14 protein-coding genes are annotated in these 14,555 nt (G+C 64.9%); 6 read left to right on the forward strand and 8 right to left on the reverse strand.

What is annotated here, in order from left to right; all coding sequences use genetic code 11:
• Positions 1–21: 21 nt before the first annotated feature.
• The 5 genes from leuC to grpE form a co-directional block, all read right to left on the reverse strand.
• A complete protein-coding gene (gene leuC, locus ASG27_RS22130) occupies positions 22–1,443 on the reverse strand; it encodes a 3-isopropylmalate dehydratase large subunit (RefSeq protein WP_056420913.1) in 1,422 nt (473 codons plus the stop codon).
• 33 nt (positions 1,444–1,476) lie between these two features.
• Positions 1,477–2,433, reverse strand: a complete 957-nt coding sequence (locus tag ASG27_RS22135) for a LysR family transcriptional regulator (protein WP_056420917.1) — start codon at positions 2,431–2,433, stop codon at positions 1,477–1,479.
• A 213-nt stretch (positions 2,434–2,646) separates the two neighbouring features.
• Positions 2,647–3,792, reverse strand: coding sequence for a molecular chaperone DnaJ (gene dnaJ, locus ASG27_RS22140; RefSeq protein ID WP_056420920.1), 1,146 nt, complete (start codon positions 3,790–3,792; stop codon positions 2,647–2,649).
• Positions 3,793–3,876: 84 nt separating this feature from the next.
• Positions 3,877–5,832: a molecular chaperone DnaK gene (gene dnaK, locus ASG27_RS22145; protein WP_056420923.1), complete on the reverse strand. Its 1,956-nt coding sequence runs from the start codon at positions 5,830–5,832 to the stop codon at positions 3,877–3,879.
• 83 nt (positions 5,833–5,915) lie between these two features.
• Positions 5,916–6,476 (reverse strand): nucleotide exchange factor GrpE, encoded by a 561-nt coding sequence (gene grpE / locus ASG27_RS22150; protein ID WP_056420926.1) that lies wholly within the window; start codon positions 6,474–6,476, stop codon positions 5,916–5,918.
• A 306-nt stretch (positions 6,477–6,782) separates the two neighbouring features.
• Between grpE and rpsF the strand changes: the two genes are divergently transcribed.
• The 5 genes from rpsF (at position 6,783) to dnaB (ending at position 9,866) form a co-directional block, all read left to right on the forward strand.
• Positions 6,783–7,199 carry a 30S ribosomal protein S6 gene (gene rpsF / locus ASG27_RS22155; protein WP_056420930.1) on the forward strand — a complete coding sequence of 139 codons (417 nt, stop codon included), beginning with the start codon at positions 6,783–6,785 and terminating at the stop codon, positions 7,197–7,199.
• A 14-nt stretch (positions 7,200–7,213) separates the two neighbouring features.
• On the forward strand, positions 7,214–7,504 hold the full coding sequence (priB, locus tag ASG27_RS26245; protein WP_082486070.1) for a primosomal replication protein N: 291 nt from the start codon (positions 7,214–7,216) through the stop codon (positions 7,502–7,504).
• 17 nt (positions 7,505–7,521) lie between these two features.
• Positions 7,522–7,803 (forward strand): 30S ribosomal protein S18, encoded by a 282-nt coding sequence (gene rpsR / locus ASG27_RS22160; RefSeq protein ID WP_044397946.1) that lies wholly within the window; start codon positions 7,522–7,524, stop codon positions 7,801–7,803.
• 12 nt (positions 7,804–7,815) lie between these two features.
• A complete protein-coding gene (gene rplI, locus ASG27_RS22165; RefSeq protein WP_056420937.1) occupies positions 7,816–8,268 on the forward strand; it encodes a 50S ribosomal protein L9 in 453 nt (150 codons plus the stop codon).
• A gap of 170 nt (positions 8,269–8,438) precedes the next feature.
• Positions 8,439–9,866: a replicative DNA helicase gene (gene dnaB / locus ASG27_RS22170; RefSeq protein WP_056420940.1), complete on the forward strand. Its 1,428-nt coding sequence runs from the start codon at positions 8,439–8,441 to the stop codon at positions 9,864–9,866.
• Positions 9,867–10,031: 165 nt separating this feature from the next.
• Here the strand turns inward: dnaB and ASG27_RS22175 are convergent, their stop codons facing one another.
• The 3 genes from ASG27_RS22175 to ASG27_RS22185 all read right to left on the reverse strand — a co-directional run bounded on the left by ASG27_RS22175 (position 10,032) and on the right by ASG27_RS22185 (position 13,129).
• The gene (locus ASG27_RS22175; RefSeq protein WP_056420942.1) at positions 10,032–11,846 is read right to left on the reverse strand and encodes a PhoH family protein; all 1,815 of its coding nucleotides are present in this window, start codon (positions 11,844–11,846) and stop codon (positions 10,032–10,034) included.
• A 208-nt stretch (positions 11,847–12,054) separates the two neighbouring features.
• Complete coding sequence (locus ASG27_RS22180) at positions 12,055–12,540, reverse strand: peroxiredoxin (RefSeq protein WP_056162260.1); 486 nt, start codon at positions 12,538–12,540, stop codon at positions 12,055–12,057.
• A gap of 217 nt (positions 12,541–12,757) precedes the next feature.
• Complete coding sequence (locus ASG27_RS22185) at positions 12,758–13,129, reverse strand: Mth938-like domain-containing protein (RefSeq protein WP_056420944.1); 372 nt, start codon at positions 13,127–13,129, stop codon at positions 12,758–12,760.
• Between the two features lie 154 nt (positions 13,130–13,283).
• On the opposite strand from ASG27_RS22185, the gene ASG27_RS22190 reads away from it, so the two are divergent.
• Positions 13,284–14,540, forward strand: a complete 1,257-nt coding sequence (locus tag ASG27_RS22190; protein WP_056420948.1) for a pyridoxal phosphate-dependent aminotransferase — start codon at positions 13,284–13,286, stop codon at positions 14,538–14,540.
• Positions 14,541–14,555 lie beyond the last annotated feature (15 nt).

Raw genomic sequence — 14,555 nt, forward strand, 5'->3', positions numbered from 1 at the left:
AATAGGGCGGCCAGCCAGCGCTCAGGAGAACTGGCGCACATCCACGAAGTGGCCGTGCACGGCAGCGGCGGCGGCCATCGCGGGGCTCACCAGGTGCGTGCGGCCGCCGGCGCCCTGGCGCCCTTCGAAGTTGCGGTTGCTGGTGGAGGCGCAACGCTCGCCGGGCTCCAGCCGGTCGGCGTTCATGGCCAGGCACATCGAGCAGCCGGGTTCGCGCCACTCGAAGCCCGCGGCCTTGAAGATCGCATCGAGGCCTTCGCGCTCGGCCTGCTCCTTGACCAGGCCGGAGCCGGGCACCACCATGGCCAGCTTCACGTTGCTGGCGACCTTGCGGCCCAGGTTCTTCACCACGGCGGCGGCTTCGCGCATGTCTTCGATGCGGCTGTTGGTGCACGAGCCGATGAACACCTTGTCGATGGTGATGTCGTTGATCGGCTTGCCCGGTTGCAGGCCCATGTAGGTGAGCGCACGCTCGATGGCGCCGCGTTTGTTGGCGTCCTTTTCCTTGTCGGGGTCGGGCACGCGGGCGTCGATGCCCAGCGCCATTTCGGGCGATGTGCCCCAGGTGACCTGCGGCTGGATCTCGGCAGCATCGAGCTTGACCACGGTGTCGAACTGCGCATCCGCATCGGAGTGCAGCGTCTTCCAGTAGGCCACGGCCTGGTCCCATTCGACTCCGGTGGGCGACAGGGGGCGGCCCTTCACGTACTCGATGGTCTTGTCGTCCACGGCCACCAGGCCCGCGCGCGCGCCGCCTTCGATGGCCATGTTGCACACGGTCATGCGGCCTTCCATGCTCAGGCTGCGGATGGCGGAGCCTGCAAACTCGATGGTGTAGCCCGTGCCGCCCGCCGTACCGATCTTGCCGATGATGGCCAGCACGATGTCCTTGGCGGTCACGCCCTTGGGCAAGGTGCCGTCGACCTGCACCAGCATGTTCTTGGCCTTCTTGGCCAGCAGGGTCTGCGTGGCCATCACGTGCTCGACCTCGCTGGTACCGATGCCGTGGGCCAGTGCGCCGAACGCGCCGTGGGTGCTGGTGTGGCTGTCGCCGCACACCACCGTCATGCCCGGCAGGGTGGCGCCGTTTTCAGGGCCGATCACGTGCACGATGCCCTGGCGCTTGTGCATGAAGGGGAAGAACGCCGCCGGCGTGATCTGCGCCATGTTGTCGTTCAGCGTGGTGATCTGTTCCTTGCTGATCGGGTCGGTGATGCCGTCGTAGCCGGCCTCCCAGCCCGTGGTGGGCGTGTTGTGGTCGGCCGTGCCCACGATGGAGCTCATGCGCCACACCTTGCGCCCCGCCTCGCGCAGGCCTTCGAAGGCCTGGGGGCTGGTGACTTCGTGGACCAGGTGGCGGTCGATGTAGAGGATGGAGGTGCCGTCCTCCTCGGTGTGGACGACGTGCTCGTCCCAGATCTTGTCGTACAGCGTGCGTCCCATGGGTGGCTCTTTTCTTTCGGTGGGGGTTTGATTTTAGTGGCGAGGCTCTGGCGCCTCGGTGGGCAAGGCGCGCGGGGCCAGGTGTTCTGCCAGCAGGCGGGCGGTGACGGGCAGGGCGTCGAAATCGCGGGCCACCACACGCAGTTCGCGGTGGGCCCAGGCGTCGGACAGCGGAACGGCTACCAGGCGGCCCACACCGCGCATCAGCTCGAAGGCGCGGTCGGGCAACAGGCCCACGCCCAGGCCGTTGTCGATCATGCGGCACATGGCGTCGAGCCCCGTGACCTGGATGCGCTGGCGCAGCGGGCGGCTGGCAGCGGCGGCGGCCGCCCGCATGGCCAGGCTGATGCTGCTGTTGGCATGCAGGCCCACGATGTCCCAGTCCAGGACCTCTTCAAAATTAATAGCTGCTTGCGCAGACAGCACGTGCCCTGCGGGCATGACGAGCACCAGGCGGTCTGCGCGGTAGGGGCGGCTTTGCAACTGCGTCGCGCCGTTGCTGCCCGCCATGTTCACGTTGCAGATGCCCAGGTCGGCCGCGCCCTCCTGCACGGCGTGCAGCACGTCGCTGGAGAGGTGCTCCTGCAGGTCGATCTTGATCTGGCTGTGCTCGCGCGCGAACGCGCCCAGGTCTTCGGGCAGGAACTGGAAGATGGCCGAGATGTTGGCGTGCATGCGCACATGGCCGCGCACGCCGTCGGCGTATTCGCTGAGCTCGCCCTGCATGCGCTCCAGCCCGAAGAGCACGGTGCGCGCGTGGTGCAGCAGGCTCTCGCCCGCGGGTGTCAGCGTGACGCCGCGGCTGTGGCGGTACAGCAGCGCGGTGTCCACGGCGGTTTCCAGGTCCGACAGCCGCTTGCTCACCGCCGACGCGGCGATGAACTCGCGCTCCGCCGCCCGGCCGATGCTGCCGAGTTCGCACACGGCCACGAACAGCTGCAGCGAAGTCAGGTCAATGCGGCGCGCAAAACTGCGCTCGGAGCTTTTCATCGGTGGGTATCTTGTGCTTCTCGTTTGGAGAAGGCGTTGCGCTATTTTCCTATAAATGGAGGGTCTTGGCCATCGCGTACCGCGATGTCGTCCATCGCCTGTGCGCTTATCCGTGCAGGCAGAAAAAAAGCCGCACGGGCCCGAGGGCGACGTGCGGCTCACGGGCGCGAAGGCGCCGTGCGGCTGTTTGTCAGGGGCTCGATGCCTGCGGGATCAGCTGAAGAAGTTCTTCAACCGGTCGGTCCAGCTCTCGCCGCTGGGCGAGTGGCGCGCGCCACCCTTCTTGAGCGAGTCTTCCAGCTCGCGCAGCAGCTTGCGCTGGTGCTCGGTGAGCTTGACGGGCGTCTCGACCGCGATGTGGCAGTAAAGGTCGCCCGGGTAGCTGGCGCGCACGCCCTTGATGCCCTTGCCGCGCAGGCGGAACTGCTTGCCGGCCTGGGTGCCTTCGGGGATGTCGATGGCCGCCTTGCCTTGCAGCGTGGGCACCTCGATCTCGCCGCCCAGGGCGGCGGTGATGAAGCTCACCGGCACCTGGCAATGCAGGTCGTCGCCGTCACGCTCGAAGATGTCGTGCTTCTTCAGGCGGATCTCGATGTACAGGTCGCCCGGAGGCCCACCGTTGGTGCCGGGCTCGCCGTTGCCGGTGCTGCGGATGCGCATGCCGTCGTCGATGCCCGCGGGGATCTTCACTTCCAGCGTCTTTTGCTTCTTGATCTTGCCCTGGCCATGGCACGTGGTGCAGGGCTCGGGAATGATCTTGCCCGTGCCGCGGCAGTGCGGGCAGGTCTGCTGAACGCTGAAGAAGCCCTGGCGCATCTGCACCGTGCCGGAGCCCTGGCAGGTGCCGCAGGTCTTGGCGCTGGTGCCGGGCTTGGCGCCGCTGCCGTGGCAGGTGTCGCAGCTGTCCCACGAGGGGATGCGGATCTGCGCGTCCTTGCCGCGGGCGGCCTCTTCCAGCGTGACTTCCATGGCGTAGCTGAGGTCGTTGCCCCGGTACACCTGGCGGCCACCCGCGCCACGCCCGCGGCCGCCCTGCTGGCCGAACATGTCGCCGAAGATGTCGCCAAACGCCTCGGCAAAGCCGCCGAAGCCCTCGGCACCCGCGCCGCCGGGGCCGCGCATGTTCGGGTCCACACCCGCATGGCCGTACTGGTCGTAGGCGGCCCGCTTTTGCGGGTCGGAGAGCATCTCGTAGGCCTCCTTGGCCTCCTTGAACTTCTCTTCGGCAGGCTTGGCGGCATCTCCCTGGTTGCGGTCAGGGTGGTGCTTCATTGCCAGCTTGCGATAAGCCTTCTTGATCTCTTCATCCGAAGCGTTCTTGGGAACGCCCAGGATTTCGTAAAAGTCTCTTTTGGACATGGTCTTTCTGAGCCCGGTTGGAACAGGAACGCCGCGCAGCTCCCTGGGAGCATTGCGCGGCGGCTCGGGTCAACGGGGGCGTGCTCAGCCCTTCTTGACTTCCTTCACCTCGGCATCGACCACGTTGTCGTCGTCCGCAGGCTTGGATGACGACGCCGAGGCACCGCCACTGGCAGCATCTGCACCGCCTGCTGCGCCCTGTGCCGCTTGCGCAGCCTGCGACTCGGCGTACATCTTCTCGCCCAGCTTCTGGCTGGCGGCCATCAGCGCGGTGGTCTTCTCGTCGATGGCGGCCTTGTCCTCGCCCTTGAGGACGTCTTCCAGGGCCTTCACGGCGGCCGTGATCGCGTCTTTCTCACCCGCGTCGAGCTTGTCGCCATGCTCGGTCAGGCTCTTGTTCACGCTGTGCACGGCGGCTTCGCCCTGGTTGCGGGCCTGCACCAGCTCGAGCTTCTTCTTGTCATCGGCGGCGTTGAGCTCGGCGTCCTTCACCATCTGCTGGATTTCTTCTTCCGACAGGCCGGAGTTGGCCTTGATGGTGATCTTGTTTTCCTTGCCCGTGCCCTTGTCCTTAGCGCCGACGTGCAGGATGCCGTTGGCGTCGATGTCGAACGACACTTCGATCTGCGGCACACCGCGGGCTGCCGGCGGGATGCCTTCCAGGTTGAACTCGCCCAGCAGTTTGTTGCCCGCCGCCATTTCACGCTCGCCCTGGTAGACCTTGATGGTCACTGCAGGCTGGTTGTCGTCCGCGGTCGAATACGTCTGCGCAAACTTGGTCGGAATGGTGGTGTTCTTCTGGATCATCTTGGTCATGACGCCGCCCAGGGTTTCAATACCCAGGGACAGGGGGGTCACGTCCAGCAGCAGCACGTCCTTGCGGTCGCCCGACAGCACCTGGCCTTGGATGGCGGCGCCCACGGCCACGGCTTCGTCAGGGTTCACGTCCTTGCGAGGTTCCTTGCCGAAGAATTCCTTGACCTTCTCCTGCACCTTGGGCATACGGGTCATGCCGCCGACCAGGATCACGTCATGGATGTCCGACACCGACACGCCGGCGTCCTTGATGGCCATGCGGCACGGGGCGATGGTGCGCTCGATCAGCTCGTCCACCAGCGCTTCCAGCTTGGCGCGGGTCAGCTTGATGTTCAAGTGCTTCGGGCCCGACGCATCGGCGGTCACGTAAGGCAGGTTGATGTCGGTCGAGGCCGAGTTCGACAGCTCGATCTTGGCCTTTTCGGCCGCTTCCTTCAGGCGCTGCAGGGCCAGGACGTCGTTCTTGAGGTTGACGCCCGATTCCTTCTTGAACTCGTCGATGATGAAATCGATGATGCGCTGGTCGAAGTCTTCGCCGCCCAGGAAGGTGTCGCCGTTGGTCGACAGCACTTCGAACTGCTTTTCACCGTCCACGTCCGCGATTTCGATGATGGACACGTCGAACGTGCCGCCACCCAGGTCATACACGGCGATCTTGCGGTCGCCCTTTTCCTGCTTGTCGAGGCCAAAGGCCAGGGCGGCAGCGGTGGGTTCGTTGATGATGCGCTTGACATCCAGGCCCGCAATGCGGCCGGCGTCCTTGGTGGCCTGGCGCTGTGCGTCGTTGAAGTAGGCGGGCACGGTGATGACGGCTTCCGTCACAGGCTCGCCCAGGTAGTCCTCGGCCGTCTTCTTCATCTTGCGCAGGATGTCGGCAGACACCTGCTGGGCCGACAGCTTGTTGCCGCGCACTTCGATCCAGGCGTCACCGTTGTCGGCGGCCACGATCTTGTAGGGCATCAGGTCGATGTCCTTTTGCACTTCTTTTTCGGTGAACTTGCGGCCGATCAGGCGCTTGACGGCGTACAGCGTGTTCTTGGGGTTCGTCACGGCCTGGCGCTTGGCCGAGGCACCGACGAGGATCTCGCCGTCTTCCTGGTAGGCCACGATCGACGGCGTGGTGCGGGCACCTTCGCTGTTCTCGATCACGCGGGTGGTGTTGCCTTCCATGATGGACACGCAGCTGTTGGTGGTGCCCAGGTCAATACCGATGATTTTTCCCATGATTTTTCTCCGTGATGCTGGAATGGTTTGGATGGCTAGTAACTTGTGGATAACTCGGCTGGCTTCAAGCCGTTATCCCCCATTTATTTCGGTGCGGCGACGGTGACCAGGGCAGGGCGCAGCACGCGCTCGGCGATCACATAGCCCTTTTGCAGCACGGCGACCACCGTGTTGGGCTCCTGGGTGGAGTCGGCAGGCAGGGGTACCACGCTGATGGCCTGGTGCTGGTGCGGGTCGAACTTGGCGCCCGCTTCCGGGTTGATGGCCAGCACCTTGTTGCGCTCCAGGGCCGAGGTCAGCTGGCGCAGGGTAGCGTCTGCGCCTTCGCGCAACTGCTGGGGTGTGGCTTCCTTGATGCCCAGCGCGGCGTCCAGGCTGTCGGCCACGGGCAGCAGGCTCTCGGCAAAGCTTTCGATGCCGAACTTGCGGGCCTTGGAGACTTCGTCCTCGGCGCGGCGGCGGGCGTTTTCAGCCTCGGCCTTGGCGCGCAGGAACTGGTCGGCCAGCTCGGCGCTCTTGGCCTTGAGTTCGGCCAGCTCGCCCTGCAGCCGCGCCAGCTCGTCGGAGGCGTGGGCAGCCATGGCGGCTTCAACTTCTTCGGGGGCGGGGGCAGTCTGTGCAGTGGGTTGGCTGGTGTCTGACATGTTGGGATCTGAAGGTGGATAAACAGCGGTACGCGCGGGATGTGGGGACGTGCCGGGGCATTTCAAGGTCCGGCGCAGGGGCTTGTGGCTGCGTGCCCAGGCCCGGCGCGTTTTGTTGTAAGGCATGTCGTCCCGCTCGGCCAATTTGCAAGTCCCTGGGTGGCGGTCGGGGCCACATTTCGGGATTTTGCAGGCGTTCGAACAGGCGTGAGTGTACAAGCGGCGAAGGTCGGGCTATAATTGCCGGCTTTGCCTTGCCACACCGCTTCTAGACGCAGCGGGTGGTGTCATCCAAAAGGAGTCTGCATGCGTCATTACGAAATCATTTTGTTGATCCATCCGGATCAAAGCGAACAAGTTCCAGCCATGCTGGAGCGCTACAAGGGCATGATCACCGCTGGCGGTGGCAAGGTGCACCGCGTGGAAGACTGGGGCCGCCGTCAACTGGCGTACCTGATCAACAAGCTGGCCAAGGCCCACTACCTGTGCGTGAACATCGAGGCCGACCAGGCTGTGATGGCTGAACTGGAGCACGCCTTCAAGTTCAACGACGCCGTGCTGCGCCACCTGACGGTTCAGAAGAAGAAGGCCGACACGGGCCCATCTTCGATGATGAAGACCGTCGAGCGCGAAGAAGCCCGCAAGGCCAGCCAGGCTGAATACGCAGCCGCCGGTGGTGACCGTCCAGAGCGCGCCGAGCGCACTGAACGCGCCGAGCGCTGATCCAGCCCGTTGGAGTGGAGAACCGCGTAGTCTTGACCGCATGTATCGCAGAGGCTGAAGCCCTGCGCTACACACCCGCCGGATTGCCTGCCCTCACGCTGCGGCTCGAACACGAGTCCCGGCAAACCGAGGCAGGCCACCCCCGCGAAGTCAAGGCTGCCATGAAAGCCGTCGCCTTTGGTGCGATGGCCGAGCGTCTGGCAAGGCAGAACATCGGAAGTCTCTGGACTTTCAGTGGATTTCTGGCAACCCCGCGCAATGGCAAGACCGCAGTGCTGCACATCCAGGATATTCAACAAAATTAATTTTCAAGGGGTCCGCAATGGCCACGTTCAAGAAGTTCAACAAAGACAAGCGCCCAAAGCGCAACACCCAGTCCCTGCTGTTCAAGCGCAAGCGCTTTTGCCGCTTCACGGTGACCGGTGTTGAAGAAATCGACTACAAGGATGTCGACACGCTGCGCGATTTCATCGCCGAAAACGGCAAGATCATCCCCGCACGCCTGACCGGCACGCGCGCCATCTACCAGCGTCAGCTGAACACCGCCATCAAGCGCGCGCGCTTCCTGGCCCTGGTGCCTTACAGCGACCAGCACAAGATCTAAGGAGCACAACCCATGCAAATCATCCTGCTCGACAAGGTTGTGAACCTCGGCAACCTGGGCGAAATCGTCAAGGTCAAGGACGGCTACGCCCGCAACTTCCTGATCCCCGCTGGCCGCGCCCGTCGCGCCACCGAAGCCGCCAAGGCAGAGTTCGAAGCCAAGCGCGCCGAACTCGAAAAGGCCGCAGCTGCCAAGCTGGCAGAAGCCCAGGCCCAAGGCGAGAAGCTGGCCGGCACCACCGTCAAGCTGACGCAAAAGGCTGGCGTGGACGGCCGTCTGTTTGGTTCCGTGACCAACCACGACATCGCCGAAGAGCTGAACAAGCAAGGCTACAAGGTGGCCAAGTCGCAAATCCGCCTGCCCAACGGCCCGATCAAGGTCGTGAGCGAAAGCACTGTCAGCGTGGCTCTGCACACCGATGTGGTGGTGGACGTCACCGTGTCGGTCTACGGCGAAACCGCCTGATCGTCACCCAGTGACCGTTGCAAAGGCCGCCTCCGGGCGGCTTTTGTCTTTGGGTCACCACTTTTTGTACATGGTTGCCCACGGGTAATCCACGAGTTACCCACAGGCTTATCCCCGCATATGCCCCGCCAGTGCGGGAGCTGCATGCAGCCTTTGCCCGGAGAACCGTCATGTCAGCAGTCTTCCCCCCGCTCGAGGAGAGTGGCTTCGAGCCACCCGTGCCGCAGCCAGACCGCGAGGTGGCGCAGCTGCGTGTGCCGCCGCATTCCATCGAGGCCGAGTCCAGCGTGCTGGGCGGCCTGCTGCTGGACAACAACGCCTGGGACCGCGTGGGCGACCTGCTGGTGGAGAGCCACTTCTACCGCCACGAGCACCAGATGGTGTACGCGGCCATCGGTGCGCTGATCAATGCCAGCAAGCCGGCCGACGTCATCACCGTCTTCGAGCACCTGAAGAACCAGGGCAAGGCGCAGGACATGGGCGGCCTGGCCTATCTGAACAACCTGGCCCAGTACGTTCCGAGTGCCAGCAACATCCGCCGCTACGCAGAGATCGTTCGCGAGCGCGCCATTTTGCGCAAGCTGGTCACGGCCAGCGATGAGATATCGACCAACGCCTTCAACCCGCAGGGCAAGACGGTGGAGCGCATCCTGGACGAGGCCGAGGCCAAGATCTTCGCCATCGGCGAAGAAGGCTCACGCACCAAGCAGGGCTTCCAATCGCTCGACACCCTGGTGATCGACCTGCTCGACAAGGTGCAGGAGATGGCGGACAACCCGGTGGATGTGACCGGCATTCCCACCGGCTTTGCCGACCTGGACCGCATGACGTCCGGCCTGCAGGCGGGCGACATGATCGTGCTGGCAGCCCGCCCCTCGATGGGCAAGACCTCGTTCGCGGTGAACATCGCCGAACACGTGGCGCTCAACGAAGGCCTGCCCGTGGCCATCTTCTCGATGGAAATGGGCGCCGCGCAACTCGCGGTGCGTATCGTGGGTTCCATCGGCCGGGTGAACCAGGGGCATCTGCGCACCGGCCAGCTCACCGACGACGAATGGCCGCGCCTGACCGAGGCGATCGAGAAGCTGCGCACCGTGTCGCTGCACATCGACGAGACGCCGGGCCTCACGCCCGGCGAGCTGCGGGCCAACGCCCGGCGCCTGGCGCGCCAGTGCGGCAAGCTCGGGCTCATCGTGGTCGACTACCTGCAACTCATGAGCGGATCGGGTGCCGGCAGCTCCGACAACCGCGCCACCGAGCTGGGCGAAATCTCCCGGGGTCTCAAGATGCTGGCCAAGGAGCTGCAGTGCCCGGTGATCGCGCTGTCGCAGCTCAACCGCTCGGTCGAGCAGCGCACCGACAAGCGCCCCATGATGTCCGACTTGCGCGAATCCGGCGCCATCGAGCAGGATGCCGACATCATCATGTTCATCTACCGCGACGACTACTACAACAAGGACAGCAAGGAGCCCAACGTGGCCGAGGTCATCATCGGCAAGCAGCGTAACGGCCCCACCGGCACCGTGAAGCTGTTCTTCCAGAAGAACCAGACCCGCTTCGAGAACCTGGCCATGGGCAGCGGCGGTGATGATTATTGAACCCCCCTGAGGCGCTTCGCGCCATCCCCCCAGGGGGACGCTCCCAGTGCGGCGGGGCGGCCCTTGCACGGGAGCGCTGGCGGGGCCGCGCCCACTTCACAGGTCGGAAATGAAAAGGCCCCTGCCGATGGCAGGGGCCTTTTCATTGTGGAGCAGTGCAGTTCGTCAGAGTACCTCGCTGGCGAAGTCTGCGAGGCGTGAGCGCTCACCTCGCGCCAGCGTGATGTGCCCGCTGTGCGGCCAGCCCTTGAAGCGGTCCACCGCATAGGTCAGGCCCGAGGAGCCTTCGGTCAGGTACGGCGTGTCGATCTGCGCCAGATTGCCCATGCAGATGATCTTGGTGCCGGGGCCAGCGCGGGTGATCAGCGTCTTCATCTGCTTGGGCGTCAGGTTCTGCGCCTCGTCGATGATCACGTACTTGTTCAGGAAGGTGCGCCCGCGCATGAAGTTCATGCTCTTGATCTTGATGCGGCTGCGGATGAGCTCGTTGGTGGCGGCGCGCCCCCACTCACCGGCATTGCCGCCGTCGCCCTTGGCCAAAAACTCCAGGTTGTCGTCCAGCGCACCCATCCAGGGGCCCATCTTCTCTTCTTCGGTGCCGGGCAGGAAGCCGATGTCCTCGCCCACGCTCACCGTGGCGCGGGTCATGATGATCTCGGTGTAGCGGCGGTCGTCCAGCACCTGCGTCAGGCCCGCGGCCAGGGCCAGCAGGGTCTTGCCGGTACCGGCCGTGCCGGTCAGGGTCACGAAGTCGATGTCGGGGTCCATGAGCAGGTTCATGGCGTAGTTCTGCTCGCGGTTGCGCGTGGTCACGCCCCACACCGCGTGCTTGGCCGAGCCGTAGTCCTTGAGGGTCTGCAGCACGGCCGTCTTTTCGCGGATCTCGCTCACGCGGGCGAACAGGCTGGGCTCGCCGGGGGCTTCGAAGTACACGAACTGGTTGATCATCAGCTGCGGCACGATGGGCCCGCCGATGCGGTAGTAGGTGTGCGCGCCGCTCTGCCAGCTCTCGACGTTCTTGCCGCTCTTGGCCCAGAAGTCGGGCGGCAGCGCCAGCACGCCGGCGTACAGCAGGTCGCCGTCTTCCAGCGTCTTGTCGTTCTGGTAGTCCTCGGCGTTCAGGCCCAGCGCGCGCGCCTTAACGCGCATGTTGATGTCCTTGGACACCAGCACCACTTCGCGCGGTGCGTGCTCCTTGCGCAGGGCCTCGACCACACCCAGGATCTGGTTGTCGGCCTTGCCTTGCGGCAGGCTGGTGGGCAGGCTGTAGTCCAGTGGTGCGGTCTGGAAGTACAGGCAGCCGCCGGCAGCGCGCTGCCCGGTGGAGTCGAGCTTCAGCCCGCGCCCGATGTCGGCGCCCTGCACGCCGGCCAGTGCGTCCAGCGAGCGGCTGGTCTGGCGGCCGTTGCGGGCGACTTCGGTCATGCCCTTCTTGTGGCCGTCGAGCTCCTCCAGCACGATCATCGGCAGGAAGATGTCGTGCTCTTCGAAGCGGAACAGGCTGGTGGGGTCGTGCAGCAGCACATTGGTGTCCAGCACGAACAGCTTGGTCGGGCCCTGGGGCTTGCTGCGCTTGGTGCGGCTGGCCGATGGTGCTGCCGCAGCCGCCGGGGCGGCCACGGCGGGGGCTGCTGCGGCGGCAGAAGCAGCCGTGGTGCGTGCAGGCGTCTTGCGGGTGGGGCTGCGGGCCTCTGCCGGGGCTGCGGGCTCGGCGCGGTTGCTGCGCGTGCCGGAGCGCTCTGCCGTGGTGGCAGGCGTTGCGGGTGTGGCGCTGGACACGACCTGCAAGGAGGCTGTGCGTTCGGAAGCTGTCTTGCGGGTTGTGGTGCGTGCTGCCGGTGTCGCCACCTCGGGCACCGAGCCGACGGCATCGGCAGCGTCTGCGGCGGTGGAGGCCGCTTTGCCGGGGCGGGCGGTCACATCGTAGGCTTCGGGGGCGAGGAGGGCGGCGCGCCGGCTGGGGGCTGGGGGCAGGGGCATGGTGACAGGGCCTCGGTCAGTGACGGTGGGAATATCGGAAACTCAGAAAGCAAAAAGCCGCCTGGAGACCAAGGCGGCTTTGCGGGAGGGGGTGATAGGCGTTGCGGGAACCAGGAGCATCAAACCATTATGCCTATTCCGGATGTCGGGCTTGGGCAAAACCGCAGAGCTGTGGCTTGGACGCGCTGTGTTCCCGTGCAATCTGCTGTCAGGCGGCTTTTTTCAGGGCCTTGATGGACTTCACGGCCTTGAGGACTTCGTCCACGTGGCCGGGGACCTTCAGGCCGCGCCATTCCTGGACCAGGATGCCATCCGGGCCGACGAGGAAGGTGCTGCGCTCGATGCCCTTGACCTTCTTGCCGTACATGATCTTGTTCTTGACCACGCCGAACATGTGGCACATCTTCTCTTCGGTGTCTGCGATGAGCTCGAAGGGCAGCTCCAGCTTTTCCTTGAAGTCGTCGTGCGACTTCATGTTGTCGCGCGACACGCCGAACACGGCGGCGCCGGCCTTCACGAAGTCCTTGTACTTGTCGCGGAACTGCATGGCTTCCGTGGTGCAGCCCGGCGTGTTGTCCTTGGGATAGAAGTAGAGCACCATGATCTGGCCAAGGTGGGTGGTATTGGAAACCTTGAGTCCACCGGTCGCGTTGGCTTCAAATTCGGGGAGGGGTTTGTTGACAACGATCGCCATATCACTTCAATCTCTCAGGATGTAGTCGTTGATAAGCCGGGGGAAGCGGGTGTGTTATTGCTCTTGTGAGTGCCCCCGACCGCAACCCGTGATTTTACTCCGAAATCGATTGCTAACCAAATGTAAGACTGTGTGTCCAACCCTTTCCCGCAGGGGGTGGGGCCGCCGGGCGCCCTGAAGGGCCGGCGTGTCGCGCGCCGATCTGGCGGGGCCAGTGTCAACTTTCCAGCAGCAGGGCGGCGACCACGTTGCGGCCTTCGCTTGCCAGGATGTTGTAGGTGCGGCAGGCGGCCGCGGTGTCCATGGTTTCCAGGCCCAGCCGGCGGGCGATCAGCGGCGCGAGCCACGCGGGGGGCGGAAAGCGGTTGCGCGTGCCGCTGCCAAAGATGACGAGTTCTGCGTCCAGACCCGCCAGCTGCGCGAAGTGCTCCGCCGTCAGGTCTTCGAAACGCGTGCAGGGCCAGGCTTGCCGCAGGCCGTTGGAGCCCAGGATGACGCTGTGGGTGATCTTCTCGGCGTCCACGCCGATCCAGCCGGGGCCGTATCCGCTGATGGTTTGGGCGTTCGAGCGGTCGGGCTGGAATTTCATGGGTGTCGGGTGGGGCCCTGGCGAGCGGCGGTGTGGCAGCGGGCCTTCGGGCGAAGGGGCCGGTGGTGCATCTGATCTGTGGTCAAATTATAGGTTCGCCAAGGTGCCCGCCGCTCTGGCCCGCCACCTGACCTTACTCCTCCACTGTCAGCGCATGAAAACCGTCCAGAAATCCGCCAAGCTCGCCAACGTCTGCTACGACATCCGGGGGCCCATCATGGACGCGGCCAAGCAGATGGAGGAAGACGGGCACAAGATCATCAAGCTCAACATCGGCAACCTGGCGGTGTTCGGCTTCGATGCGCCGGAAGAGATCCAGCTCGACATGATCCGCAACCTGCCCAACTCGGCAGGGTATTCGGACAGCAAGGGCATCTTCGCGGCGCGCAAGGCGGTGATGCACGAGACGCAAAAGCAGGGCATCAAGGGCGTGGCGCTCGACGACATCTACCTGGGCAATGGCGCCAGCGAGCTGATCGTCATGGCCACCAACGCGCTGTTGGACAACGGCGACGAACTGCTGCTGCCCTCGCCCGACTACCCGCTGTGGACGGCCGCGGCCAGCCTGTCGGGCGGTACGCCGGTGCATTACCTGTGCGACGAGGCCAACGGCTGGATGCCCGACCTGGACGACATCCGCGCCAAGATCACGCCCCGCACCAAGGGCATCGTGGTCATCAACCCCAACAATCCCACCGGCGCGCTGTACTCGGACGAGCTGCTCAAGGGCATCATCACCATCGCCCGTGAACACGGCCTCGTGATCTTCGCCGACGAGGTGTACGACAAGGTGCTGTACGACGGCACCAAGCACACGGCCATCGGGTCGCTGAGCCAGGACGTGCTCACGCTCACCTTCAACTCGCTGTCCAAGAGCTACCGCTCCTGCGGCTATCGCGCGGGCTGGCTGGTGGTGTCGGGCGACAAGAAACCTGCCCGGGACTACATCGAGGGTCTGAACATGCTCTCGAACATGCGCCTGTGCGCCAACGTGCCCGGCCAGTGGGCCGTGCAGACGGCGCTGGGTGGCTACCAGAGCATCAACGAGCTGGTGGGCGAGGGCGGCCGCCTGCGCAAGCAGCGCGACTTGGCGTACGAGCTCATCACCGCCATCCCCGGCGTGACCTGCGTCAAGCCCCAGGCGGCGCTGTACATGTTCCCGCGGCTGGACCCGGCCGTCTACCCCATCGAGGACGACCAGCAGTTCTTCCTGGAGCTGCTGCAGGAAACCAAGGTCATGCTGGTGCAGGGCACCGGCTTCAACTGGGCGGCTCCCGACCATTTCCGTATCGTGTTCCTGCCCCACGAGGACGACCTGCGCGACGCCATCGGCCGCGTGGCGCGCTTCCTGGAGCAGTACCGCAAGCGCAAGCAGGCGGCTGCTGCGGCGGCAGCCTCGGCTGCGGCCTGAGTGGCACGGCGCCGA

This window comes from Acidovorax sp. Leaf191, from assembly GCF_001424425.1.
Classification (GTDB): domain Bacteria; phylum Pseudomonadota; class Gammaproteobacteria; order Burkholderiales; family Burkholderiaceae_C; genus Acidovorax.

Coding starts and splice junctions, on each gene's coding strand:
- rpsF (WP_056420930.1), top strand. CDS start 6,783: ATGCGTCATTACGAAATCATTTTGTTGATCCATCCGGATCAAAGCGAA.
- dnaJ (WP_056420920.1), bottom strand. CDS start 3,792: ATGTCCAAAAGAGACTTTTACGAAATCCTGGGCGTTCCCAAGAACGCT.
- ASG27_RS22175 (WP_056420942.1), bottom strand. CDS start 11,846: ATGCCCCTGCCCCCAGCCCCCAGCCGGCGCGCCGCCCTCCTCGCCCCC.
- ASG27_RS22135 (WP_056420917.1), bottom strand. CDS start 2,433: ATGAAAAGCTCCGAGCGCAGTTTTGCGCGCCGCATTGACCTGACTTCG.
- ASG27_RS22180 (WP_056162260.1), bottom strand. CDS start 12,540: ATGGCGATCGTTGTCAACAAACCCCTCCCCGAATTTGAAGCCAACGCG.
- grpE (WP_056420926.1), bottom strand. CDS start 6,476: ATGTCAGACACCAGCCAACCCACTGCACAGACTGCCCCCGCCCCCGAA.
- ASG27_RS22185 (WP_056420944.1), bottom strand. CDS start 13,129: ATGAAATTCCAGCCCGACCGCTCGAACGCCCAAACCATCAGCGGATAC.
- rplI (WP_056420937.1), top strand. CDS start 7,816: ATGCAAATCATCCTGCTCGACAAGGTTGTGAACCTCGGCAACCTGGGC.
- dnaK (WP_056420923.1), bottom strand. CDS start 5,832: ATGGGAAAAATCATCGGTATTGACCTGGGCACCACCAACAGCTGCGTG.
- leuC (WP_056420913.1), bottom strand. CDS start 1,443: ATGGGACGCACGCTGTACGACAAGATCTGGGACGAGCACGTCGTCCAC.
- rpsR (WP_044397946.1), top strand. CDS start 7,522: ATGGCCACGTTCAAGAAGTTCAACAAAGACAAGCGCCCAAAGCGCAAC.
- dnaB (WP_056420940.1), top strand. CDS start 8,439: ATGTCAGCAGTCTTCCCCCCGCTCGAGGAGAGTGGCTTCGAGCCACCC.
- ASG27_RS22190 (WP_056420948.1), top strand. CDS start 13,284: ATGAAAACCGTCCAGAAATCCGCCAAGCTCGCCAACGTCTGCTACGAC.